The 23,570-nt window shown below is 62.4% G+C and carries 17 protein-coding genes; 9 read left to right on the top strand and 8 right to left on the bottom strand.

Going from position 1 to position 23,570, the window contains the following annotated elements; translation table 11 throughout:
- The first annotated feature begins 37 nt into the window (after nucleotides 1-37).
- The 5 genes from cysD to CPA54_RS08245 all read left to right on the top strand — a co-directional run bounded on the left by cysD (nucleotide 38) and on the right by CPA54_RS08245 (nucleotide 7,125).
- Complete coding sequence (gene cysD / locus CPA54_RS08265) at nucleotides 38-832, top strand: sulfate adenylyltransferase subunit CysD (RefSeq protein WP_043558821.1); 795 nt, start codon at nucleotides 38-40, stop codon at nucleotides 830-832.
- 13 nt (nucleotides 833-845) lie between these two features.
- Nucleotides 846-2,717, top strand: a complete 1,872-nt coding sequence (gene cysC / locus CPA54_RS08260) for an adenylyl-sulfate kinase (RefSeq protein ID WP_249086089.1) — start codon at nucleotides 846-848, stop codon at nucleotides 2,715-2,717.
- 160 nt (nucleotides 2,718-2,877) lie between these two features.
- Entirely contained in the window at nucleotides 2,878-3,642 is a 765-nt protein-coding gene (locus CPA54_RS08255; RefSeq protein WP_249086149.1) for a sulfite exporter TauE/SafE family protein, read from the top strand.
- A 131-nt stretch (nucleotides 3,643-3,773) separates the two neighbouring features.
- Nucleotides 3,774-6,023 (top strand): TonB-dependent receptor domain-containing protein, encoded by a 2,250-nt coding sequence (locus CPA54_RS08250; RefSeq protein ID WP_193699489.1) that lies wholly within the window; start codon nucleotides 3,774-3,776, stop codon nucleotides 6,021-6,023.
- A 124-nt stretch (nucleotides 6,024-6,147) separates the two neighbouring features.
- Nucleotides 6,148-7,125 (top strand): DMT family transporter, encoded by a 978-nt coding sequence (locus tag CPA54_RS08245; protein WP_052348948.1) that lies wholly within the window; start codon nucleotides 6,148-6,150, stop codon nucleotides 7,123-7,125.
- Nucleotides 7,126-7,164: 39 nt separating this feature from the next.
- Here the strand turns inward: CPA54_RS08245 and CPA54_RS08240 are convergent, their stop codons facing one another.
- From CPA54_RS08240 to CPA54_RS08225, 4 genes are all read right to left on the bottom strand, one after another.
- Nucleotides 7,165-8,622, bottom strand: a complete 1,458-nt coding sequence (locus CPA54_RS08240) for a replicative DNA helicase (protein ID WP_227431429.1) — start codon at nucleotides 8,620-8,622, stop codon at nucleotides 7,165-7,167.
- A 149-nt stretch (nucleotides 8,623-8,771) separates the two neighbouring features.
- Nucleotides 8,772-10,109, bottom strand: coding sequence for a folylpolyglutamate synthase/dihydrofolate synthase family protein (locus CPA54_RS08235; RefSeq protein WP_086431743.1), 1,338 nt, complete (start codon nucleotides 10,107-10,109; stop codon nucleotides 8,772-8,774).
- Between the two features lie 94 nt (nucleotides 10,110-10,203).
- Nucleotides 10,204-11,082: an acetyl-CoA carboxylase, carboxyltransferase subunit beta gene (gene accD, locus CPA54_RS08230; RefSeq protein ID WP_081563350.1), complete on the bottom strand. Its 879-nt coding sequence runs from the start codon at nucleotides 11,080-11,082 to the stop codon at nucleotides 10,204-10,206.
- 208 nt (nucleotides 11,083-11,290) lie between these two features.
- Nucleotides 11,291-11,767, bottom strand: a complete 477-nt coding sequence (locus CPA54_RS08225) for an Lrp/AsnC family transcriptional regulator (RefSeq protein ID WP_227431405.1) — start codon at nucleotides 11,765-11,767, stop codon at nucleotides 11,291-11,293.
- 157 nt (nucleotides 11,768-11,924) lie between these two features.
- Between CPA54_RS08225 and CPA54_RS08220 the strand changes: the two genes are divergently transcribed.
- Entirely contained in the window at nucleotides 11,925-13,628 is a 1,704-nt protein-coding gene (locus CPA54_RS08220) for an alpha-keto acid decarboxylase family protein (protein ID WP_249086087.1), read from the top strand.
- Nucleotides 13,629-13,636: 8 nt separating this feature from the next.
- Nucleotides 13,637-14,839: an amino acid aminotransferase gene (locus tag CPA54_RS08215; protein WP_249079995.1), complete on the top strand. Its 1,203-nt coding sequence runs from the start codon at nucleotides 13,637-13,639 to the stop codon at nucleotides 14,837-14,839.
- Between the two features lie 49 nt (nucleotides 14,840-14,888).
- Here the strand turns inward: CPA54_RS08215 and CPA54_RS08210 are convergent, their stop codons facing one another.
- A complete protein-coding gene (locus tag CPA54_RS08210) occupies nucleotides 14,889-17,363 on the bottom strand; it encodes a heavy metal translocating P-type ATPase (RefSeq protein ID WP_103765756.1) in 2,475 nt (824 codons plus the stop codon).
- Nucleotides 17,364-17,643: 280 nt separating this feature from the next.
- On the opposite strand from CPA54_RS08210, the gene CPA54_RS08205 reads away from it, so the two are divergent.
- Nucleotides 17,644-17,886: a hypothetical protein gene (locus CPA54_RS08205; RefSeq protein ID WP_043558707.1), complete on the top strand. Its 243-nt coding sequence runs from the start codon at nucleotides 17,644-17,646 to the stop codon at nucleotides 17,884-17,886.
- Between the two features lie 78 nt (nucleotides 17,887-17,964).
- On the opposite strand, the gene trpA is transcribed toward CPA54_RS08205, so the two are convergent.
- Genes trpA through CPA54_RS08190 form a run of 3 tightly spaced genes read right to left on the bottom strand, consistent with a single transcriptional unit; the run spans nucleotide 17,965 to nucleotide 22,757 of the window.
- Nucleotides 17,965-18,780 carry a tryptophan synthase subunit alpha gene (trpA, locus tag CPA54_RS08200; protein ID WP_081562494.1) on the bottom strand — a complete coding sequence of 272 codons (816 nt, stop codon included), beginning with the start codon at nucleotides 18,778-18,780 and terminating at the stop codon, nucleotides 17,965-17,967.
- An 11-nt stretch (nucleotides 18,781-18,791) separates the two neighbouring features.
- The gene (trpB, locus tag CPA54_RS08195) at nucleotides 18,792-20,024 is read right to left on the bottom strand and encodes a tryptophan synthase subunit beta (protein ID WP_249086085.1); all 1,233 of its coding nucleotides are present in this window, start codon (nucleotides 20,022-20,024) and stop codon (nucleotides 18,792-18,794) included.
- Between the two features lie 30 nt (nucleotides 20,025-20,054).
- Complete coding sequence (locus CPA54_RS08190) at nucleotides 20,055-22,757, bottom strand: 2-oxoglutarate dehydrogenase E1 component (protein ID WP_249086083.1); 2,703 nt, start codon at nucleotides 22,755-22,757, stop codon at nucleotides 20,055-20,057.
- 142 nt (nucleotides 22,758-22,899) lie between these two features.
- Between CPA54_RS08190 and CPA54_RS08185 the strand changes: the two genes are divergently transcribed.
- Nucleotides 22,900-23,538, top strand: coding sequence for a 2OG-Fe(II) oxygenase (locus CPA54_RS08185; RefSeq protein WP_249086082.1), 639 nt, complete (start codon nucleotides 22,900-22,902; stop codon nucleotides 23,536-23,538).
- The last annotated feature ends 32 nt before the right edge of the window (nucleotides 23,539-23,570 follow it).

The following is a 23,570-nucleotide window of genomic DNA, read 5'->3' as shown; positions in this document are numbered from 1 at the left end:
AAAGGGAGCAGTCATGGCTCTGGAAGACGCACATATCATGGATGGTCTGGACCAGCTTGAGGCCCAGAGCATTTTCATCCTGCGGGAGGCCTACCGCAAGCTGAAGCCCCTGGCCCTGCTCTGGTCACTGGGCAAGGACAGCAACGTGATGGTCTGGCTGGCCCGCAAGGCCTTCATGGGGCATGTGCCTTTTCCTGTCATGCATGTGGACACGGGCAAGAAATTTCCGGAGATGTATGCCTTCCGGGATGAGTACGTCAAAAAGTGGAATCTGGACCTTGTTCTCGGGGAGTGTCCCCCGGTCGAGGACATGGACCCCTCCCTGCCACCGGCGGCCCGGTCTGCGGCCCGCAAGACGGCTGGTCTGGCAAACCTGATCGACCAGCACAAATTCCGGGGTGTTGTTGCGGGCATCCGGCGTGATGAGCAGGCCACCCGTGCCAAGGAGCGTGTCTTCAGTCCCCGTGGTGCCGGTCACCAGTGGGATGTCCGCAACCAGCCACCGGAATTCTGGGACCAGTACGCCACTCCTTACGAGGAGGGGATGCATGTCCGTGTCCATCCGCTGCTGGCGTGGCGGGAGCTGGACATCTGGCGGTACATCGAGCGTGAGAAGATTCCGCTCGTGGACCTCTATTTTGCAAAGGATGGCAAGCGTTATCGCTCACTGGGCGATCAGGACATCACCAGCCCGATCGAGAGCAATGCCTCCACCGTGGCGGAAGTGATTGCCGAGCTGGAGACAAGCCGTACCTCCGAGCGTGCGGGCCGTGCCATGGATCATGAATCGGAAGATGCCTTCGAGCGTCTCCGTGTTGCCGGTTATCTGTGAGGGGACTTTTTCGATGACACAGACTCATTCACCATCATCGCAGGTCCGTCACGGTGTCAGCACGCCGATCGTGATCGTGGGCCATGTGGATCACGGCAAATCCACCCTGATTGGCCGCCTTCTGTATGATACGGACAGCCTGCCGGATGGCCGCCTCGTCCAGATCGTGGAAAGCAGCCGGAAGCGTGGTCTGGCCGTGGAGTGGAGCTTCCTGCTCGATTCCCTCCAGATCGAGCGGGATCAGGGTGTGACGGTGGATTCCACCCGCATTCCGTTCCAGCTGGATGGCCGGGATTTCGTCATCGTGGATGCGCCGGGCCATCGGCAGTTCCTGCGCAACATGATTACCGGTGCTGCCGACGCCGAGGCCGCCGTGCTGGTGGTGGATGCCGCCGAGGGTGTGCGGGAGCAGACACGCCGCCACGCCATGCTGCTGCGGCTCATCGGCATCAATCATGTGATCGTCCTGCTGAACAAGGCCGACAGCATCGGGTTTGATGAAGCCAGACTGAAGCAGGTGGAAGGTGACATCCGCCAGCTGCTGGGGCGGCTGGAGATCAACGTCAACCAGGTCATTCCGGCCTCGGCACGGGATGGCGACAATATCGCCACACGTTCTGAAAAGGCCGACTGGTACAGGGGGCCGACCCTGCTGGAGGCCCTGTCTCTCATCCAGCCTCCGGCATCCCGTCATGCCCTGCCATTCCGTATGCCGGTGCAGGACGTGTATCGTTTCGAGGGCATCCGCTATGTGGCGGGACGCATCGAGCGTGGCACGGTGCGGGAAGGAGACCGGCTGGAAATTGGCGGGCAGGGGCAGGAGGCCACCGTGGCCGAGGTCTGCCGCTGGCATGCTCCGCATCATCCTGTGGCCGGAGCTGGTGAATCCATCGCCCTGCGGCTGGAGCCTGATCTGGTGCCGGATCGTGGGGACCTGCTGTTCCCTGCCGGTGATGAAGCCGCAGCCCCGCTGAAGGCCGCCCGTCTCAGGACACGGCTGTTCTGGCTGCGTGGTGAGCCGCTGCGTGTGGGGGAGAGTTTCCGGCTGCGTCTGGCTACGGCAGAACATGATGTCACCGTGGCTTCCATTGATGCCGTGGTGGACCTTGATGATCTCAGCCTGAGTCCGGCGGATGAGGTGCCACCGGACGGCTTTGCCGAGATCACCCTCGCCGTGGCCCGCAACATCCTCTTCGATCCCTTTGCGCCGGGAATGCCGGACGGGCGTGGTGTTCTGGTGGACCGCCATCAGAAGATCGTTGGCGGTGCCCCGCTGATCGGTCCGGCGGCCCTGCCGGAGGGAGCCAAGGCCATCCATCCGACAGCCAGCGGCGTGAGCGATGCCGTCCGGGCTGGCCTGCGGGGGCATGGTCGGGCCGTGTTCTGGATGACCGGTCTGCCCGGTGCCGGAAAGAGCACCATCGCCCGCCATGCCGAGGAGGCCCTCAGCCGTGAGGGGCTGCATGTCACCGTGCTGGATGGCGATACGGTTCGCTCCGGCCTGTGCAGCGATCTTGGCTTCTCGCCGGAAGACCGGCGGGAGAATATCCGCCGTGTGGCCCATGTGGCCCGTATTCTGGCGGATGCCGGACAGATCGTGCTGGTGGCTCTGGTCTCTCCGCTCATCCGGGACCGGGCGATGGCCAAGGCGATCATCGGGGAAGGCTGGCACGAGGTCTTTGTGGATACGGCCCCCGAACTGTGCCGCCGCCGTGACCCGAAGGGCCTGTATGCTCAGGCGGAAGAAGGCCGGATTGCCGAGTTTACGGGTGTGTCTTCGGCTTATGAAGCACCGGAAAAGCCGGATGTTGTCGTCCCCGGTGATGGTGACGTGGCCCGGAGCGTACGGCACCTGACGGACGCCGTTCATAAGGTCGTGCGCTGACAGACGGTTCTGCCGGGCCTTCCTCCATGAGGTGAGGCCCGGCGGGCCCCGGTTTCTGAAAGAACATGGAACAGGAACCCGGTTTTTCCAGCAGGAAAATGCCGGTGGGGGAGGCTTTATCTGAAAAAGGCTCTTTCCGTTCTGGGAGAAGGATAAGGTGATGGGGCATCTGGCTTATGTCATCTCCGGCGCACTGGTCGGGTTTCTGGTCGGCATGACAGGCGTGGGTGGCGGATCGCTGATGACGCCGCTGCTCATCCTGCTGTGTGGGATCCACCCCAAGGCTGCCGTGGGGACGGACCTCGTCTATGCCGCCGTGACGAAACTGTTCGGGACAGTCCTGCACAGGCGGTGCGGGCCGGTACGCTGGTCCATCGTGCTGTGGATGATGGCAGGCAGCCTCCCCGGTGTGGCGGTGGCTCTGCTCTGGCTGCGGCATCTGGGGTCGCCGCAGGAGATGGCGCATGTCATCCGCCTGTCGCTGGGCATCTGCCTGCTGGTGACGGCCCCGGCCATCCTGTTCCGTCCGACGCTTAAAGCGTGGGTGCTGCGGCATCAGCTGGGGGGACCGGTACAGTCACGGGTGCTGACGGTCGTGCTGGGTTTCGTGCTGGGCTGCATGGTCAGCCTGTCCTCCGTCGGGGCCGGGGCGATCGGCATGGCCGTGCTGGTGATGCTGTATCCGACCCTTCCCCTGCGTGAACTCGTGGCCATCGACATTGCCCATGCCATCCCCCTGACACTGATTGCCGGGGCAGGGCACTGGATGGAAGGGGACGTCATGGTGCCCACCCTGCTGCTCCTGCTGAGTGGCTCCCTGCCGGGCATCTGGCTTGGCACCCACTGCGCCGGGCGATGCCCGGAACGCTGGCAGCGGCTCATTCTGGGAACTCTGTTGTTGCTGATTGGCGTGAAGATGATCTGAGGAAAGGCCGGGACATGTCCCGGCCTTTTTTATGGGCACCGGAAAAGAATGGCTTCACATATGTTATGTTATAACATAACTTGCGATGAACAATCAGACCAGCATGACGAGGACTGGAGAACATCATGGTGATGATGGGACGGGGTGGAGCCATTTATGCGGTGTTGGCCCTGGTGGCGTCTGGCACGCTGTCTCAGGCAGCCCAGGCTGGTGATGTGGAGACGGGCGGGAAGCCGTCAGTCACATCCACGGGAGACCAGCCCCAGAATGGGGGGGATGGGTCTGTCCGTAAGGCGGACAGCAGGGAGGAGCATATTCACGTCACGGCCCGGCGGCTGGATCAGGCCCGTGCGGCTCTTCAGCCTGCCATCGGGGCCACGCAGACGAATTTTTCCCGCAAGGCCATCGAGGCCAATCCCGGTGCCGACAATGCCCCGCTGAACAGCATCCTGTTGCAGGCTCCCGGCGTGGCGCAGGACAGTTACGGGCAGATTCACATCCGGGGAGATCATAATGATGTCCAGTTTCGGCTGGATGGTGTGGCCCTGCCGGAAGGTGTGAGTGTTTTCGGGCAGGCTCTGATGACCCGCTTTGCCCATTCCATGAGCCTGACGACCGGTGTCCTGCCAGCGGAGTACGGCTTCCGGCAGGCCGGTGTGATCGACATCCAGACGAAGAACGGCGTGTCGGATGAAGGCGGAACCCTCTCCGGTTATGGTGGCGTGCGGGACTATGTGCAGCCTGCCATCCAGTATGGCGGGCATTGGGGGCAGTGGGATGGCTTCATCACGGCAGATGCCGTTCACAATCGGGTGGGGATCGAGAACACGACCCCCAGTTACAATGCCATTCACGACCTCTCCAACCAGTATCATGTTCTGGGGCATCTGCGGTATACTCTCCGGCCAGAGACACGCTTCAGCCTGACGGCGGGGCTTTCCAATGCCTGGTATCAGCTGCCCAACAATCCCGGCCAGCAGCACCAGTTTGCCACGCCGCTTTTCAAGGCGGACAATCGGCCTGTGCAGGAGGATGCGCCAGACAGCAGCCATCTGGATGAACACCAGCAGCAGATCACGGATTTCGCCATCCTCTCCTGGCAGGAAGACCATGAGAAGGTCAGTGCACAGACATCCGCCATCCTGCGGTACAGTTCCATGCGCTACTCACCCGACTGGGTGGGGGACCTTGTCTATAATGGTCTTGCCCAGCAGGCAGCCCGGTCGGTGTTTTCCAGCGGTGTGCAGAGTGATGTGACATGGCACGTCAATCGCACGCATACCGTGCGGGGAGGTGTGCAGGCTTATGGCGAGCGTGCTGTGAGCAAGAGCAGCTCACTGGTCTACCCAGTTGATGAAGAAGGGACTGTCAGCCCCCAGACCGTGAAAGTGCATGATTCATCGGGCAAGACGGGTGCTTTGTACGGGGTCTATCTCCAGGATGAATGGCACCTTGCACGGTCTCTTGTCTTCAATGGAGGGGTACGGTTTGATGGTGTGGAGGAATATGTTCATGCCCACCAGCTCAGCCCCCGTGTGTCGCTGGTCTGGACACCATGGCATGGCGGGCGGTTTCATGTGGGATATGCACGTTATCTGACACCTCCGCCTTTCGAGACGATTGGCACGACATCTCTGGACCGTTTTGAGGGGACATCCGCCGCACCGGCCAACTATCAGAATGATCGTGTGAAGGCGGAGCGGGCCAATTATTATGATGTCGGCTTCATGCAGCAGCTGACACGCCATTGGCATGTCGGGCTGGATGCGTACTGGAAGCAGGCGAAAAACCTGATTGATGAAGGGCAGTTCGGCGCCCCTGTCATTCTGACAGCGTTCAATTATCACCGGGGCCGTGTCCGTGGTGTGGAGCTGACGACTGATTACAGCACAGGCCCCCTGACCCTCTACGGCAATCTGGCGGTGTCACGGGCTACGGGCAAGGAGATTACGTCAGCCCAGTGGAATTTTGACAGTGACGACCTCCACTACATGAGGAATCACTGGGTCCATCTGGATCATGACCAGCTGATCACGGCCTCTGCCGGTGGCTCCTATGCTTTTTTCCACGGGACGAATCATCCCCTCCAGTTTTCGGGCACCATGATTTATGGCAGCGGCCTGCGGAAGGACAGGGAAACAGCCGAAGGTACCATCCCCAATGGGGCGCATGTGCCGCAATATGTCACCTTCAATCTGGGGCTGGTGCAGGCTTTACGGCATATGCCCTGGCTGGGCGGACACACCATGCAGCTGCGGCTGGATGTCATCAACCTGTTCGACCGGCGATACATGTTGCGTGATGGCAGTGGGGTCGGTGTTGGTGCCCCGCAATATGGTCTGCGGCGCAGCGTGATGGGGGGCGTTGCCTTGTCCCTGTGACGATGGAACATCATCACAGGGCTGCCATCCTGTAGAGATATGGTTGGGTGGTTTCTTTTTGGTGGGTTAGCCCTTACCCTTGGCATGACGCCATAGCGGCCGGAGTGTCAGGGACAGGGATTGCATGAGGAAGATACTTTTTACATCGGGCATCGTACTGGCCTTTCTGGGGTATGCGTTTTTTTCCATCAGTGATGCCTGTTCCAAGGGGTTGGCCGGGCGGCTGGACCCGTTCGAGGTAGCGTTTTTCGGCGGTGTGTTCGGCCTGTTGATCGTTCCGCTGCTGAAGCGCCCGAATGAGTCTTATCGGGCGCTGGTGTTGTCCAGTCATCCGTGGCTCTGGCTCGTGCGGGCGGCGGCGGTCTTCGTGGCCACGGCAGGAAGTGTGGAGGCCTTCATGCTTCTGCCCATGCCAGAAGCCCTCTCCCTGATGTTCCTGATGCCGTTTTTCGTCACCATCGTCTCCGTGCTGTTCCTCAAGGAACAGGTGACGGGATGGGCGTGGCTGTCTGTCCTGCTGGGTTTTGCAGGTGTGATGATCGTGCTGCGCCCCGGTGTGAAGGCGCTTCAGTTCGGGCATCTCTGTGCCATTGTGGTGGCCATGGCTTCGGCTGTCAGCGTGATTGCCTACCGTTTTGCGGGCAAGGAAACATCCCGCCTGACGCTGTACGGCTCCAGCCTGTGCGGGCCGCTGGTGGGGGATGGCATCCTGATGGTGCAGCATTTTGTCGTGCCACATGGGGTGAATGAATGGCTGCTGCTGTTTGGCTACGGGTTTCTGGCCGCAGCCGGGCAGCTGCTGCTCATGCTGGCCGCCTCCATTGCCCCGGCCAATCGTGTGGCCCTGCCGCAATACAGCCAGATGGCCTGGATCGTGGCTTTCAGCTACTTCATTTTCAACCAGCCCGTGGACATGTGGGATGGTATAGGCATTGCCGTCGTCACCCTGTCCGGAATGTTGAACTGGCTGCGGCAGAAGATCCGTTTCGAGAAGATGCTGCATCGTGGCTGGTGGTGGCGGCGCAAGCCTACACCGGAGGTCATTGCCGCCACTCCTGCCGCCGTCATCACCCCGCCGCTTGAGGACAAGCCCCACGAGTGAGGGGAAGCGGGGCCTCGTGACAGGCCCCGGTGACCGGGATTACTCGTGGAAGGTATCCAGGTCTCCAAAGCGGGTGAATTCACCTTCAAAGTAGAGATGGACAGTGCCGGTCGGCCCGTGGCGCTGCTTCTCCAGAATCAGCTCGGCCTTGTTGTGGACGAGCGACATCTTCCGCTGCCATTCTTCCAGGGCGATCTGGTATTTGTCCGGACTGGGGAAGGAGGCTTCCTTGGGTTTGCGCTGTTGCAGGTAATATTCGTCACGATAGACGAACATGACAGCATCGGCATCCTGCTCGATGGAGCCGGATTCACGCAGGTCGGAGAGCATCGGGCGCTTGTCGTCACGGGATTCGACCTGACGGGAGAGCTGGGAGAGCGCAATGACGGGCACTTCCAGCTCTTTGGCGATGGCTTTGAGGCCCTGCGTGATCATCGAGATTTCCAGCACGCGACTGTCCGGTCTTGTGCCAATGGCCGGGCGCATGAGCTGGAGATAGTCCACCACCACGAGGTTCAGCCCATGTGTGCGGGCCAGCCGGCGGCAGCGTGTCCGCATGGCGGAGAGGGAGATGGCTGGTGTGTCGTCAATATGCAGGGGCAGGCGTTGCAGCTCCGTGGCAACACGGACGAACCGGTCGAACTCCTTCGGCCCCACATCGCCACGGCGGATGCGCTCGCCTGAGACCTCGGCCTGTTCGGAGAGGATACGGGCGGCCAGCTGTTCGGAGGACATTTCCAGTGAGAAAATGGCCACACTGCCACGGGGTGGCTCACCTTTTTCTTCTGCCTCCCGCAAGAGGGACTGTGCTGCGGAGAAGGCGATTTTCGTAGCAAGGGCGGTCTTGCCCATGGCAGGACGGCCAGCGAGGATCAGCAGGTCGGACGGGTGCAGGCCACCGGTTTTCTTGTCGAAATCCCGCAGGCCAGAGGTCAGCCCGACAATGTCGCCCGTATGCTGGTAGGCCTGGTCGGCAATGTCGAGAGCCTTCTTCAGGGCCTGGGAAAATACGAGAAAGCCGCCTTCCTGTCCCTTGTCCGTTGCCAGGTTGAAGAGGGCTTCTTCCGAAGCGGAAATCTGTTCCGGCCCGTCCAGATCAGGTCGGGCACCGTGAGCGTTATTGACGATGTCCGTGCCGATGCCGATCAGCTGGCGGCGGACCCAGCAGTCATGGATGACCTTGCCATAATCACGGGCATTGACGATGCCCACCATGGCATTGAGCAGTTTGGCCACATAGTCGGCCCCTCCGGCTGCAGCCAGAATGGGGCTGGCCTCGAAGTCGCCCCGCATCGTGATGATGTCGACGCCTCCCTTGCCGCCATTACGCTCGATGCGTTGCGTGATCATCTCATAGATGTGGGCATTGACGGCATCGGCAAAATGGGAGGGGTGCAGGAAGTCCGAGACGCTCTCATAAGCCTTGTTGTTGGTCAGGATGGCCCCCAGAAGGGCCTGCTCCGCTGGCAGGTTGGCAGGTGGAACACGCTGGAGCATTTCATGGAGGCTTCCGCCGGGTTCCGCTGCGGGGCTGGGCTGGGGGGCAGGGGACTGGTCGCTCATGCTGGTCCGTTTCGCTCTGTCATTGGGGTGTGTCCACACAGTGGCAGGGTGCGGACGGGGAAGGGGGAAAGTGTGATCCCCTTTCAGTGCGGGGAGGCGCCATCCAGCGCCAGGGCGCAGCCTGCCAGATAGAGGCTGCCGCAGATCAGGACTCGGGCTGGTCTGTCCGTGGGGCTGGCGCTGTCACGCAGGCGTTTCAGGGCGGTGCGTATGTCCGGCCCGGGCAGGGCTGTGCCGCCTGCCGCCGCTGCGGCTTCCAGAATGGTCTGGACAGGCATGGCCAGGTGCTGTCCGTCTTCCGCCACAGCCTGTATGGAGGTGGCATGGGGGATCAGGGGGCGCAGGAACCCCTGCACGTCCTTGCTGTCCTTCAGCCCGACGATGAGATGCAGGGGCCGGTCCTGCCATGTTTTGAGAACATCGGCCAGAACGGTACCGGCCCCGGGGTTGTGGCCACCATCCAGCAGCAGTTCCCAGCCTGGGGGCATGTCATGGGTAAGGGTGCCATGCAGCGTCTGGAGGCGGGCAGGCCAGCATGTGCTGGCAATACCGGCAAAGGCCGTGTCTGGCAGGTTCAGGCCGGCATGGCGGAGGGCTGCCACGGCCAGGGCCGAATTCTGTGCCTGATGGGGACCATGCAGGGCTGGAGCAGGCAGTGTCAGCTTTCCGGCCTCGTCCTGATAGAGCAGGCCGTCCTGTCGCGGCGTGATGGTGAATTCATGGCCCAGCCGGTAAAGTGGGGCTTCGTGGGTTCTGGCAATCTCTGCGATGGCTGCCATGACATCATCCGGCTGTGGAGCCACGAAGACCGGCACGCCCCGCTTGATGATTCCGGCCTTTTCCCGGGCAATGCCTGCCAGATCATCGCCCAGAAAGGCCTGATGGTCCAGGCTGATGGAGGTAATGATGCAGGCCCGGGCCGTGGGGATCACGTTCGTGGCATCAAACCGGCCACCAAGCCCGACCTCCAGAACCAGAAGGTCAGCCGGAACACGGGAAAAGAGGAGGAACCCGGCGGCTGTCAGTACCTCGAAGACGGTGATGGGGGCTCCATCATTGACCTGTTCAATTTCTTCCAGAGTGGCCACGAGCTGATCTTCACTGACAAGCTGTCCGGCCAGACGGAAGCGCTCCGTCACGTCCAGCAGGTGCGGGCTGGTCATGACATGGACCTTCAGTCCCGCAGCTTCTCCAATGGCTCGCAGATTGGCACAGGTGCTGCCTTTGCCGTTGGTCCCGGCAACATGGATGGTCGGTGGCAGGGACCGTTCAGGATGGCCGAGGCGGGCGAGCAGGACTTCCAGCCGGTCCAGAGAGAGGTCGATCAGCTTGGGGTGCAGTTCCTGGAGGCGGCGTACTACCGCCCCGGTCCGCCCGTGGAATTCACTTTGCGGGGTGCTGGTCTGCTGGCCTGTTGCCATGATTGCGTAATCCGGTTGTCTCAGGGGGGGACGGCAGGAGAGAGGCATCGTCCCGCCCTGCTGTCAGCCGCAGGGCAGCAGGGCAGGGACACGTTCAGGAAGCCCGGGCAGCCTTGGCGTCCCCGTTGGCGGCGGGGGACAGCATCCCGATCAGACGCCCCAGAAGGGCGGGGAGTTCGGCACGGCTGGCAATGATGTCCACCATGCCGTGGTCTTTCAGATATTCGGAACGCTGGAAGCCTTCCGGCAGTTCCTCACGCACCGTGTCACGGATGACACGGGGGCCGGCGAAGGCGATCAGGGCATTGGGTTCAGCGATGTGGATGTCGCCCAGCATGGCGAAGGAGGCGGACACGCCACCCGTCGTCGGGTTGGTGAGGACTACCAGATAGGGCAGCCCGGCCTCACGCAGCATTTCCACGCCGATGGTGGTGCGGGGCATCTGCATCAGGCTGACAACCCCCTCCTGCATCCGGGCCCCACCGGAGGCCGTGAAGATGATGAGCGGTGCCTTGCGCTGGATGGCCTCCCGGCAGGCTGTCAGGAAAGCCTCCCCAAGGGCGCTGCCCATCGTCCCTGCCATGAACTCGAAGGCCATGACGGCCACGACGGCTTCCCGCCCGTCGATCCTGCCATGGGCGACAAGCAGGGAATCATCAAGACCCGCCTTGGAGCGGGCAGTTTTCAGGCGGTCCGTATAGCGTTTGGAGTCCCGGAAATGCAGCGGGTCGGCCGGGACGGCGGGCAGGTCGATGGTGGTATACTGGCCATCATCGAAGGTCCATTTCATCCGCTCATGGGCTGTGGCACGCATATGGTGCCCGCAATGGGGGCAGACCTTCTTCTTGCGGACCAGCTCCTTGGTGAGCATCATCTGCGAGCATGATTCACAGTTGGTCCAGAGATTGTCTGGCACATCCCTCTGTAACAGGCTCCGCAGTTTGGGACGGACATGTTCGGTCAGCCAGCTCATGGTGTTCTGTTCACTCTCCAGCAGTGGTGCATCATCAGGCGGACCCGGGCCTGCCGGAGGGCCATCGGAGTGGTGCATCCCGGTACGGGGGCACCATGGCACTGGCCGGAAGGGGGGCTTCATGGTCGGGCGACTTTATCCGGGCTTGCCTGAAGATGCCAGCTTTCTCTTCACCGGCTGCGTGACTTCCTGCCCAGCGGGAGGGTTTTCAGGGCTGGAATGGCGGTAGAGGGCTGTCTGTCTTCAGGGGGCGGAGGGCGATGTAGGATTTCACGTGGCCGATCGTGTCATGCGCCAGCAACTGGTCTGTAACGAAAGTGGAGAGGCTCGGCAGGTCTTTCGTCACGACCTTGAGGATGTAATCGGCATCACCGCTGACGGCATGGGCTTCCTGGATCATGGAGGTACTGTTTATGAGGGCCTGGAAGCGTTCGAAGGCCCCGGCAGCATGGCCCTTCATGATGACCTGGACGAAGGCCATCACGCCCAGCCCCATGGCCTGCTGGTCCAGCGTGACACTGTACCCCCGGATGACACCGGCCTTCTCCAGCAGGAGTCGGCGGCGGGAACACTGGGACGGTGAGAGGCCGATGGCCTCGCCCAGCTCCCGGTTGGTCAGACGCCCGTTGCGGTGCAGGGCGGACAGGAGCTTCCAGTCAAGATGGTCCATGATGTGCGCTTTCATGCGTGATCCGTGCGGAGAAGGGGGCATGATAGATCATATTTGCACACAGATTGCATATATATTGCAGTATGATCGAGGGCCGAACGGGGTTTCGTGCGAGGCGGGTATTCTGCCTGTACGGGAGTACGCCCTCTTCACAGGTTTTAGGAATTTGTTCATGCGCATGCAGATCGGGGCCTATCTGGCCCGCCGCCTCGTCGAGGCAGGAATCAGCCATCTTTTCGGTGTTCCGGGGGATTTCAACCTTTCTTTTCTGGAGCAGGTGGAGGCTGATGCGTCCCTGACCTTCGTGGGGAACTGCAACGAGCTGAATGCCGCCTATGCCGCCGATGGCTATGCCCGCACCTCCGGCCTGTGCGGCCTGGTGACGACCTTTGGCGTGGGTGACCTCGGGGCCATCAGTGGCATTGCCGGGGCCTATGCCGAGCGTGTTCCGTTCGTGCACATCACCGGGATTCCACCGCTTCATGCGGTCGAGGGGCGTGCCCTGCTGCATCATACGCTGGGTGATGGCGGGTATGGCAACATCGGGCGGTGCATGGCGGAATATACGGTCGCCCAGGCCCGCCTGACGCCGGAAAATGCCGTGGAAGAAATCGACCGTGTCCTCCAGACCTGCTGGCGGGAGCGGCGGCCTGTCCATCTCCAGCTGCCATCCGACATCACCCATCTGAACATCGAGGTGCCCGAAGAGCCGTTCCGTTTTGCCCTTCCGCAGGGTGATGCGGAACAGGTGGCCCTGGCGGCCGGGCACATCGCCACACGTCTGGCTGCGGCCCGCTCGCCGGTGATGATTCTCGATTCCGATGCCGACCGCTTCGGCGTGGCCGGGCAGATTGCCGTGCTGGCGGAACGCTGTGCAATCCCCTGTGTGGCGGCGGCTCCGGCCAAGGCCGTGCTGGATGAGACAGCCCCCTACTATCTGGGTGGTTATGTGGGTGGGGCCAGCCGCCCGGACATCAGGGAGCTGGTCAGCCAGTCAGACTGCGTGATCGGGGTCGGCCTGCGTTTCACGGAGCTCAACACGGGCTTCTTCACGCATGAGATCCGCCCGGAGGCGTTCATCAATCTTCAGGCCCATGATGTGAGCCTTGCAGGCCGGTCCATTCCGGCTGCCCCTGTCGGGGCCGTGCTGGAGGCCCTGCTGGCGCAGGTGACGCCGTCTTCCCGCACGCTGCCTGCCCGTCCGGCGGATTCTGCTGCGTCCCTGCCTGGTGAGGCGGCGGACCGGCTGACCCATGCGGCCCTCTGGCCCCGTGTGGCCCGTTTCCTGAAGGAAGGGGATGTCGTGGTTGGTGAGGCGGGGACGAGCAACACCGCCCTGCTGGGCACGCCTTTCCCCCGGAACAGCCATTACATTTCCCAGCCCATCTGGGGGGCCATCGGCTATACCCTGCCAGCCCTGTTCGGCTCCCAGCTTGGCAGCCCGGACCGGCGGCACCTGCTCTTCATCGGTGATGGCTCCTTCCAGCTGACAGCGCAGGAACTCTCCACCATCCTGCGGCATGACCAGAAGCCCATCATCTTCCTGCTCAACAACCGGGGCTATACGATCGAGCGTCTGATTCTGGGGGAACGCTCCCGGTACAACGACATTGCCAACTGGCGTTATGCTGATCTGCCAAAGGCGTTCGACCGTGAGGACAGGGCACTGTCCCTCGTGGTGGAAACGGTCGGCGATCTGGAGCAGGCCCTGAAACAGGCGGAGCAGGCCGACCGTGCCGTGTTCATCGAGGTCCTTCTGCCGGAGATGGATGCTCCGGATGCCCTGAAGAGATTTGGCATGGTCGTGGCGGATTATGATTACGGCCCGCAGGGCCCGCGTAATGCCAGCATGAAGACCAGTGCGAAAAAAGGATGAAGCAGTCCATGTTCCAGTCTGTTGAACTGTCTCCGGGAGATCCCATCCTGTCGCTGGTGGAGGACTTCAAGCGGGATGACCGGGTGAAGAAGGTCAATCTCAGCATTGGCCTGTATTATGATGAGGCAGGTCATGTCCCGCAGCTGGCCTGCATCCGCAAGGCGCATGAAAGGCTGGCCACCCAGCAGGACAGGCCGGACCTCTACCTGCCGATGGAAGGTCTGGCTTCCTACAGGCAGGCTGTCCAGCACCTGCTGTTTGGCTGTGGCAGCGAGCCGGTGCAGACCGGCCGCATCGCCACGGTCCAGAGTCTTGGTGGGTCTGGCGCACTGAAGGTCGGGGCAGATTTCCTGCACCGCTATTTTCCGCAGGCCGAACTGTGGGTCAGTGATCCGACATGGGAAAATCACATTTCCATTTTTGCCGGAGCCGGTTTCAGGACACAGGCCTATCCCTATTTTGACCCGGCAACGGGTGGTGTGAATTTTGAGGCCATGATGGCCTGCATCCGCCAGATTCCGGAACATCATGTCGTCCTGCTTCATCCCTGCTGCCATAATCCGACAGGGGCCGATCTGACGGCTGACCAGTGGGATGAGCTGATCCCTGTCCTGAAGGACCGGAAGCTGATCCCGTTTCTGGACCTTGCCTATCAGGGGCTGGGTCATGGGCTGGAGGCAGACGTGTATGCCGTGCGGGCCATGGTGGATGCGGGGCTGGAGTTCCTGCTCAGCAATTCGTTCTCCAAGATATTTTCCCTGTATGGGGACCGCATCGGGGCCCTGTCGGTCGTCTGTCGGGATGGTGATGTGGCAGAGCGGGTGCTGAGCCAGCTCAAGGTCACGGTGCGGCGGAACTATTCCAGTCCGCCCGTCCGTGGGGCGCAGCTTGTGGACGCCGTTCTGGGAGATCAGGCCTTGGCGCAGCTCTGGCGGGAGGAAGTGGCAGCCATGGGGGCCCGCATCCGTGTGATGCGCCAGAGGCTTCATGAGCAGCTTTCCGCCCGTCTGCCGGGGCAGGATTTCCGGTACCTGCTGAAGCAGCGTGGCATGTTCAGCATGATGAAGCTGTCACCCGCTCAGGTGGACCGTCTGCGGGAGGAGCATGGTGTCTATGTTCTTCGCAGTGGCCGTGTCTGCATGGCGGGGCTGAATGAGCACAACCTGCCGCCTGTTGTGGAGGCTCTGGCCGCCGTTCTGGCTGGTGTGTGAGGAGGAGAGGCCGGGGGCAGGGCATGAAGGCCCGCCCCCGGCCAGGGTCTCAGACTTCCGTGCTGGTCTCGGTTTCCACGACCGTGCGAAGGCGTCGCAGCCGTAGCGTGTTGCAGAGCACGAAGATGCTGGAGAGCGCCATGGCCCCTGCGGCGAAAGGGGGGGACAGCAGCGTGCCAGTGAATGGGTAGAGCACCCCTGCGGCAATCGGCAGCAGCACGATGTTGTAGGCGAAAGCCCAGAAGAGATTCTGCCGTATGATGGTCATCGTGGCCCGGGACAGGGCAAGGGCATTGGGCACGGTCATCAGGCTCTCGCCCGTCAGGACGAGGTCTGCGGCCTCTATGGCGATATCTGTTCCATGGCTGATGGCAAGCCCGGTGTCAGCCTGTGCCAATGCCGGGGCGTCATTGATGCCATCGCCCACGAAGGCCACGGAACCGTGTGTCTTCTGAAGGGTCCGTATGGCCTCACCTTTTTCATGCGGCAGGACCTGGGCGATGACTTCCTCGATTCCGGCTAGGCGGGCGATATGCCGGGCTGTAGGTTCGATGTCCCCGGTAATCATGGCTGTCCGTATATTCTGGGCCCGCAGGGCTGCAACAGCTTTCATGGCGGAGGGGCGGATGGGGTCCGCCACGCCCATGAGGGCCACGATCTGCCCCCCATGGGCCATGAAGAGGGGGGACGTGCCTTTCTGGCTCAGCTCTGCAGCAAGTCGGTTGGCTTCTGCATTATGGAAGCCCAGAGCCCTCATGCAGGCCTGGCTGCCAAGATGGATGCTCTGCCCGTCTTCATCCTGCGCTTCTATGCCCAGTCCGGGCATGATGCGGGCATGACGGGTCTTTACGGAAGGCAGGTCCCGTTCCTGCGCAGCTGTGACGATGGCCCGGCTGACAGGGTGGTCGGACTGCGTTTCGACCGAGGCGGCAAGGGCCAGCAGGGTGTTCTCGGCCTGCTCAGGATGGTCGGAGGTGTTCTTGTCCAGCAGGTAGAATTCTGTCATCCGGGGCTGGCCGGCCGTCAGGGTGCCGGTCTTGTCGAAGGCAACCAGAGTGGTGGATTCCAGCGTCTGGAGGGCTTCGCCCTTGCGGAAGAGGATGCCCATTTCCGCCGCTTTGCCCGTACCGACCATGATGGCTGTTGGCGTGGCGAGGCCCATGGCACAGGGACAGGCGGCGATCAGTACGGCAATGGCATTGACGAGAGCATGGCCCAGCGCCGGGGCAGGGCCCAGAAACAGCCAGATGAGGAATGTCAGCACGGCCAGCAGAATGATGGCTGGGACAAACCACAGGGTCACTTTGTCCACGAGGGACTGGATGGGCAGTTTGCCACCCTGGGCCTGTGCGACCATGCTGATGATGCGGGCCAGCATGGTGTCGGCTCCAGTGGCCGTGGCCTGGACCGTCAGTGTTCCTTCCTGGTTGATGGTCCCGCCGATGACGGTATCGCCGACCTGCCGGAGGGCTGGCATGGGCTCGCCTGTCAGCAGGGATTCATCCAGATGGCTTTCCCCTTCCAGTACGATTCCATCCAGTGGAACCCGCTCGCCGGGGCGGACAAGAAGCCTGTCGCCCGTCTGTATCTGGGCGACAGGGACAATGCGGCATGTTCCTTCAGTCAGCAGATGGGCATGCTGCGGTTGCAGATGGGTCAGTTTTTCCAGCGCTGCGGATGTGCGGCCTTTTGCTCTGGCCTCCATCATGCGTCCCAGAAGAACGAGCGTCAGGATGGCTAGGATGGTGTCAAAGTAGAGATGCTGTGTACCGGCTGGCATCAGGGTGGGGCAGAACACCACGAGGCTGGAGTACAGATAGGCGGCTCCGGTCCCCAGTGCGACCAGTGAGTTCATGTTTGGTGCCCGGTGCAGCAGGGCCGGTATCCCGGCCTGGTAGAAGCGCCGGCCCGGCCCCAGCAGGGCGACACTGGCCAGTGCCCATTGCAGCAGGGGCTGTATGGCAGGTGGAATGAGACCAAACCCGTGTCCCATTGTCATGAACAGGATGGCCAGCCACAGCAGGGCAGACATCATCAGGTCCCGCCACTGGGTTTTCATGGCCTGCTTCATGCGTTGTTTCTGTGTCAGGGCATTTTCCAGCCCTGTCTCTCCCTCCAGCAGCGAGGCGGCGAATCCCATTTTCTGGATGGCGCTGATGAGCGCCTGATGTGTGGCTGTCCCGGTTACCTGTGCGGTGGCGGTTGCCAGATTGACGCTGGCCATCCTGACGCCAATGACGTCCTGAAGGCTCTTCTCCACCCGTGTGGAACAGGCAGCGCAGCTCATCCCTTCAATGCGTAATGTGATGGGCGGGGACGGGACATCATACCCGGCCTGTTCGACAGCCTGGATGAGAGCCGTGCGGGAGGCCGTGCCTGTGACATGGGCCGTGGCAGTTGCCAGATTGACGCTGGCCTGTTCAACGCCTGGAACGGCCCGGAGGGCTTTCTCCACCCGTGCGGAGCAGGAGGCGCAGCTCATCCCTTCTATGGGAAGCGTCTGGGATGATGGTGAAGCAGGCATGGGGCTCCCCTGTATGGTGGTGTCAGGCTGGTATATCGTGCAGTAGCATGTGGAACAAAAGTAGCATTTGCTGGGCATGGGTGAAGAAAAAACGTTTTTCTGCATGGGAGTTAGACAGACATATGCAGAAAAGACGAGGCTCCCATGAGAGAAATTTGCTGAATGGTAAAATGATCAGTGGTATGTTTACCGGCAGTCAGTAATTTTCTGGCGCAAATGCAAGATTTGATCCGCCAGACCGGTTGTTCCGGTACAGTGGCGGATTCAGGGAGGAATATCCATGGCGGACGCTATCAATGTTGATGAGCTCAAGTCCAAGGCTGAGGAAATCGTCAACCCCGATGAACTGAAAGCCAAGGCTGAGGAATATGCCAGCCGTGCCCAGGAGGCATTCCAGTCCATCAGCAAGGACCTGAAGCCCAAGAGCCGTTGCCAGTGTGTTGGTCAGACGCTGCTGTGGAGTGGTGCCATTGTGGCCGCTCTGGCTGGCCTGTGTGCCATTGGCCGCTGGCTGAAGAAGTAAGCCTTCAGAGCCAGTTCTGCAAAAAGATGCAATCGAAAAACCCCCAGTCCTGCGGCTGGGGGTTTTTCGTGTCCGGTTTCAGTTGCGCACCGCCCTGGCAAGGGAGCGGATTTTCTCCAGTGCCGTGGGGATGCTTCTGGCTGTGGCGTGGCCGTGTTCATCATAGGTGGCGGCCATCTCCTTGATGATGGCGGATGCCACGACGGCCCCGTCGCTGATGCGGGAGGCCGTGCGGGCCTGCTCCGGCGTGCTGATGCCAAAACCGGCCACGACGGGAAGGTCCGTGGCGGCCCGAAGGCGGGTCATGGCGGCTTTCAGCTGCTCTTCCGTGGCGCTGCGTGTGCCTGTGATGCCCGTGATGCTCACATGATAGACGAACCCGCTGGCCTTCCTGAGGATGGTTTTCAGCCGGTCATCCGGGGTGGTGGGGGCGGTCAGGGTGATCATGTCCAGCCCTTCCGCTCTGGCGTGGGGGGCCAGCTCCTCGGACTCCTCAGGCGGCAGGTCCACCACGATCAGCCCATCCACACCGGCGGAGCGGGCATCCTTGCAGAATCGCTCCACACCGTAACTGTCGATCGGGTTGTAATAGCCCATCAGGATGATCGGCGTATGGTCATTCTCCTTGCGGAAGTCCCGGATGAGCTCCAGCGTTCCCTTCAGGGTGGCCCCGGCCTTCAGGCCACGCCGTGCGGCTAGCTGGATGGTCGGGCCATCGGCGGAGGGGTCGGAGAAGGGCACGCCGACCTCGATGAGATCGGCCCCGGCCTCGGGCATCTGGCGCAGCAGGGCCAGGGATGTCTCCCTGTCCGGGTCGAAGGCTTCCAGATAGGGCAGCAGGGCACCACGGCCCTCTTTTTTCAGGCGGTCGAAACAGGTCTTGATGCGGCTCATGGTGGCTCTCCTTACAGTTTCACGCCCAGATGGGCCGCAACGGTGGGTACGTCCTTGTCACCTCGGCCGGACAGGTTGACGATGATGGTCTGGTCTCTGGTCATGGTCGGGGCCATGACGATGGCATGGGCCACGGCATGGGCACTTTCCAGCGCCGGGATGATGCCCTCCAGCCTCGTGAGGGTCTGGAAGGCGTTGAGGGCCTGATCGTCCGTGGCGCTGACGTAGTTCACCCGGCCAATATCCTTGAGCCATGAATGTTCCGGCCCGATGCCGGGATAGTCCAGCCCCGCACTGATGGAGTGGGCCTCCGTGATCTGCCCGTGTTCGTCCTGTAGCAGGTAGGTGCGGTTGCCATGCAGGACGCCGGGCCTGCCACGGGCGATGGACGCTGCCGTCTTGCCGCTGTCCAGCCCCAGCCCGGCGGCCTCCACGCCGTAAAGCGGGACATCGGCATCATCGAGGAAGGGGTGAAAAATCCCCATGGCGTTGGACCCGCCCCCGATGGCGGCGATGACGGCATCCGGCAGGCGGCCTGTCTGTTCCTGTATCTGCTCACGGGCTTCCGTCCCGATGACGGACTGGAAGTCCCGCACCATGGCCGGGTAAGGATGTGGCCCTGCCACCGTGCCGACAAGGAAGTAGGTGTTCTCCACATTGGCCACCCAGTCCCGCATGGCCTCGTTCATGGCATCCTTCAGCGTGCCGGCTCCCGCCGTGACGGGATGGACCTTGGCTCCCAGCAGGTGCATGCGGAAGACATTGGGCTTCTGCCGCTCCACATCGGTGGCCCCCATGTAGATTTCGCAGTCCAGCCCGAAGAGGGCACAGACGGTGGCCGTGGCCACGCCGTGCTGTCCGGCCCCGGTCTCGGCCACGATGCGGGTCTTGCCCATGCGGCGGGCCAGAAGAATCTGGCCCATCACGTTGTTCAGCTTGTGGGAGCCCGTGTGGTTCAGCTCTTCCCGCTTGAGGTAGATCTGCGCTCCGCCGAGCGTCTCGCTCAGCCGTCTGGCGTGCCAGAGCGGGCTGGGACGGCCCACATAGTGGCGGAGGTAATAATCCAGCTCTTCCTGAAACTGCGGGTCAGTCTTGGCGTGGTTGTAGGCTTTTTCCAGTTCCAGCATCAGGGGCATGAGGGTTTCGGCCACGAAACGCCCGCCGTGGATTCCGAAATGCCCCCGTTCATCCGGTCCGGTGCGAAGGGAATTGAGCTGGCTGGTGATGGGTTTGTCTACTGGCATGATGTGTGTCTTTACGTCTTGAATGAAGGATCAGTCGATGGATGGGGAGGCGGCCTCCAGCCCCAAGGCCTGCCGGATGAGCGTTTCCTGCTCGGCCTGGTGGATGCCGGGCAGCCCGGTGGCGGGTGAGGCGGAGGCCTTGCGCCCGGCATAATGCGGGCGGGTGCAGGCATGGCCGATCTCCCGCAGGCAGGCTTCGATGCGCCGGTCCACGAACTGCCAGGCCCCGCCATTTTCCGGCTCTTCCTGACACCAGATGACGTCTTCTGCCTGGGGGTGATGACCCAGCTCTTCGGCCAGGGCATGATGGGGGAAAGGATAGAGCTGCTCCAGCCGGATGATGGCGCAGTGTTTCAGTCCGGCGTCTTCCCTTTGTTGGAGGAGGTCGTAATAGACCTTGCCACTGCACAGGATGACCCGCCGTGCGCCACCGGCGCAGGTGGCATCGGCGATGACGGGCGCAAAGCGTGTCTGCGGTCCCATCTCGCTGAGCAGGGAGACGGCCTGCTTGTGCCGCAGGAGCGACTTGGGGCTGAACACGACCAGCGGCTTGCGGCAGCGGCGGGCGATCTGCCGCCGGAGCAGATGGAAGAAGCTCGCCGGGCTGGAGGGCGTGCAGACCCGCATGTTGTTCTCGGCACAGAGCTGGAGGAAGCGCTCCGGGCGGGCGGAGGAATGTTCCGGCCCGGCTCCCTCATAGCCGTGGGGCAGGAGCAGGGTCAGGCCGGATGTCCGCAGCCATTTTGTCTCTCCGGCTGCAAGGAACTGGTCGATGATGATCTGCGCCCCGTTGGCGAAGTCGCCAAACTGGCCTTCCCACAGCACCAGCGCATCCGGGTTGCCCAGAGAATAGCCATACTCGAACCCCATCACGCCATATTCGGAGAGGGGGGAGTTCCACACGTTCACGGGAGCCTGCCGGGGGGCGATATGGGCCAGCGGCGTGTAGTGATGGCCCGTATGCTGGTCCGTCAGCACGGCATGGCGCTGGCTGAAGGTTCCCCGGCCGCAATCCTGCCCGGAGAGGCGTATGGCGTGGCCATCAAGGGCCAGCGTGCCAAAGGCAAGGGCCTCTGCCGTGGCCCAGTCCACCGGGCCGCCCTCGGCCAGCGTGGCCTGCTTCGCCCGAAGCTGCCGGGCCAGACGGGGATGGACGGTGAAATCCGCCGGAATGGCTGTCATCGCTTCCCCAACCTGCTGGAGCCGGGGCAGGGGTACGCCCGTCATGGGCTGGATGCGTTCGGGCGTGTCCAGCAGGCGGGTGGGGTCCTGCGGGCTGTAATCCAGCCAGTCGGTCGGGTCCGGCTGGTAGGTGTCGGCATCCTCGAAGGCCTGATGGAGCTGGGCCTGCACATCATCCCACAGGGCCTCCACCTCGGCAGGGTGGATGTCCGTCTCGGCCAGAACCTTCTCGGCATAGAGGCGGCGGAGTGTCGGGTGCTGGCTGATGGTCTGCACCATCGCAGGCTGCGTGAAGGCGGGGTCGTCCGTCTCGTTATGGCCGTGGCGGCGGTAGCTGATGATGTCCACCACGATGTCGCTGGCAAAGGTCTTCCGCCATTCATGGGCAAGGGCGGCACAGCGGGCCACGGCCTCGGGGTTGTCGCCATTCACGTGCAGGATGGGGGCCTGCACGGTCTTGGCGATGTCGGTGTTCCAGATGCCGGAATGGGCCGAGTCCGGGCTGGTGGTGAAGCCCACCTGATTGTTGATGATGAGATGCACCGTGCCGCCGGTACGGTATCCTTCCAGCCGGGACAGCTGGAGTGTTTCATACACCACGCCCTGCCCGGCGAAGGCGGCGTCCCCGTGGACGAGAATTCCCAGATGCTTCTGGCGGTCCTCATCCCTGTCCCTGTCCTGGTCGGCCCGGACACGGCCCAGCACGACCGGGTCCACCGCCTCCAGATGGGACGGGTTGGGGAGGAGGGAGATGCGGATCTCGTGGCGGCCCTGCCGGATGGTGGTCGTGGTGCCCAGATGGTACTTCACGTCCCCGGAGACCCGGATGCCTTCCGGGTAGAAGGCCTTGCCTGCGAATTCGCTGAAGATGGCGGCATAAGGCTTGCGCAGGATGTTGGCCATGACATTCAGCCGCCCCCGATGGGGCATGCCGAGCGAGATGGAGCGCACGCCGTCCCGTGCCGCCTCATTCAGCAGGGCCTGAAGGGCGACGATGAGGCTTTCTCCGCCTTCAAGGCCGAAACGGCGCATCCCGGTGAAACGCTGCTGGCAGAAGGTCTCGAAGCCTTCGGCACGGGTGAGCAGGCTCAGGATGCGCTCCTGCGAGAGGGGCAGGGCGGTGGCCGGTTTTTCTTCCAGATGGTCGATCCACCACTGCCGCTGCTGGCTGTCCTGAAGATGCATGAACTCCGCCCCGATCGGCCCGCAATAGGTCCGTTTCAGGCGGGCCAGCAGGGCAGGGTCGGTCTGGCTGTCGGGGGTGAGGGCATCGATCTGGCGGGCAGGGCGCAGGCCCAGCGGGTCCAGCTCTGCCTGGAGATGCCCGCAGAGGCGGAAGGCTTCCTTCAGCCGTTCATCTCGCAGGCTGACGTCCGGGACCGTGGCGTGCGGGCCTGTCTCATGTCTGGCAGGGTCGCCCATGGTGGCGAACAGCGTGTCATAGTCGGAAGGGACGGAGGCCGGGTCCTCCAGCCACTGGGTGTACAGCTCACCGAGATAGGCGATGTTTTCGCCATTGATCGCATTCTGGTGGTTCGGTGAGCCCGTCATGATGGCATCTTTCCTTCTTGCCTCGCTGGGAGGGTATTTTTAACCGATCGTGCCGGGAAGGCAAAATCTTCCCTCACCTTGTCGTCAGAGGGGCCGGGACGGCTTGCCTGCCCTGCCGGAGGGCGGTAGCGTGACTGTCACCATGAGTACGATTTCTATCAATTACGAGGCTGTCAGGCGGGCCGTGGTCAGCCGGGTGCCATGTCCGCACATTGTGGTGCCGGATTTCCTTGCGGGGCCGTCGCTGGCCCGGGCCGTGTCCCTGCTGCCGGAGATACGGGCGGGCGGGTCTTTCCCCATCGGGGCGCTGGAGCTCCATCCCGAGCTCAGGGCCATGATGGAAGACTTTGCCGGGCCCCGGCTGAAAGAGATCGTCTCTGAGAAATTCGGGCTGGATGTCCGTTCTGCGCCCAGCATGGTGACCATGCGGGGCCAGACACGGGCCAAGGATGGCCGCATACACAGGGACAGTGCCTCCAAGCGTGTGACCATCCTGCTCTATCTCAATGACCCGGAAAAGGATTGGGATCACAAGGGGGGGTGCCTGCGTTTTCTCAACGGGCCTGACGATGTGGAGGATTATGCCAGCGAGATTCCGCCTGTTGGTGGCACGCTGGTCATTTTCCCCAATGGGCCGGACACATGGCACGGCCACCGCCCCTATGTGGGGGCACGCCACACGGTCCAGCTCAATTACATGGCGCGGGATGGCCGTGCCCGGTATGAGCTGGTGCGCCATCATGTGTCCGCCTTCTGCAAGCGGTTGCCTTTTTTCGGGTAGAGACAGCTCTTATAATGAGGCCCGGATGGGTT

Origin of the sequence: Parasaccharibacter sp. TMW2.1890, from assembly GCF_023337645.1 — a bacterium.
In the GTDB taxonomy this organism is placed as follows: domain Bacteria; phylum Pseudomonadota; class Alphaproteobacteria; order Acetobacterales; family Acetobacteraceae; genus Bombella; species Bombella apis.
This window is presented reverse-complemented; position numbering and strand designations above follow the sequence as displayed.

Bases quoted from the DNA above. Each gene is read 5' to 3' on its own strand.
- cysC (WP_249086089.1), top strand. From the start codon at position 846: ATGACACAGACTCATTCACCATCATCGCAGGTCCGTCACGGTGTCAGC.
- trpA (WP_081562494.1), bottom strand. From the start codon at position 18,780: ATGAGCCGCATCAAGACCTGTTTCGACCGCCTGAAAAAAGAGGGCCGT.
- CPA54_RS08210 (WP_103765756.1), bottom strand. From the start codon at position 17,363: ATGCCTGCTTCACCATCATCCCAGACGCTTCCCATAGAAGGGATGAGC.
- CPA54_RS08255 (WP_249086149.1), top strand. From the start codon at position 2,878: ATGGGGCATCTGGCTTATGTCATCTCCGGCGCACTGGTCGGGTTTCTG.
- CPA54_RS08250 (WP_193699489.1), top strand. From the start codon at position 3,774: ATGATGGGACGGGGTGGAGCCATTTATGCGGTGTTGGCCCTGGTGGCG.
- CPA54_RS08220 (WP_249086087.1), top strand. From the start codon at position 11,925: ATGCGCATGCAGATCGGGGCCTATCTGGCCCGCCGCCTCGTCGAGGCA.
- cysD (WP_043558821.1), top strand. From the start codon at position 38: ATGGATGGTCTGGACCAGCTTGAGGCCCAGAGCATTTTCATCCTGCGG.
- CPA54_RS08245 (WP_052348948.1), top strand. From the start codon at position 6,148: ATGAGGAAGATACTTTTTACATCGGGCATCGTACTGGCCTTTCTGGGG.
- trpB (WP_249086085.1), bottom strand. From the start codon at position 20,024: ATGCCAGTAGACAAACCCATCACCAGCCAGCTCAATTCCCTTCGCACC.
- CPA54_RS08205 (WP_043558707.1), top strand. From the start codon at position 17,644: ATGGCGGACGCTATCAATGTTGATGAGCTCAAGTCCAAGGCTGAGGAA.
- CPA54_RS08225 (WP_227431405.1), bottom strand. From the start codon at position 11,767: ATGAAAGCGCACATCATGGACCATCTTGACTGGAAGCTCCTGTCCGCC.
- CPA54_RS08235 (WP_086431743.1), bottom strand. From the start codon at position 10,109: ATGGCAACAGGCCAGCAGACCAGCACCCCGCAAAGTGAATTCCACGGG.
- CPA54_RS08190 (WP_249086083.1), bottom strand. From the start codon at position 22,757: ATGACGGGCTCACCGAACCACCAGAATGCGATCAATGGCGAAAACATC.
- CPA54_RS08185 (WP_249086082.1), top strand. From the start codon at position 22,900: ATGAGTACGATTTCTATCAATTACGAGGCTGTCAGGCGGGCCGTGGTC.
- accD (WP_081563350.1), bottom strand. From the start codon at position 11,082: ATGAGCTGGCTGACCGAACATGTCCGTCCCAAACTGCGGAGCCTGTTA.
- CPA54_RS08240 (WP_227431429.1), bottom strand. From the start codon at position 8,622: ATGCTCCAGCGTGTTCCACCTGCCAACCTGCCAGCGGAGCAGGCCCTT.
- CPA54_RS08215 (WP_249079995.1), top strand. From the start codon at position 13,637: ATGTTCCAGTCTGTTGAACTGTCTCCGGGAGATCCCATCCTGTCGCTG.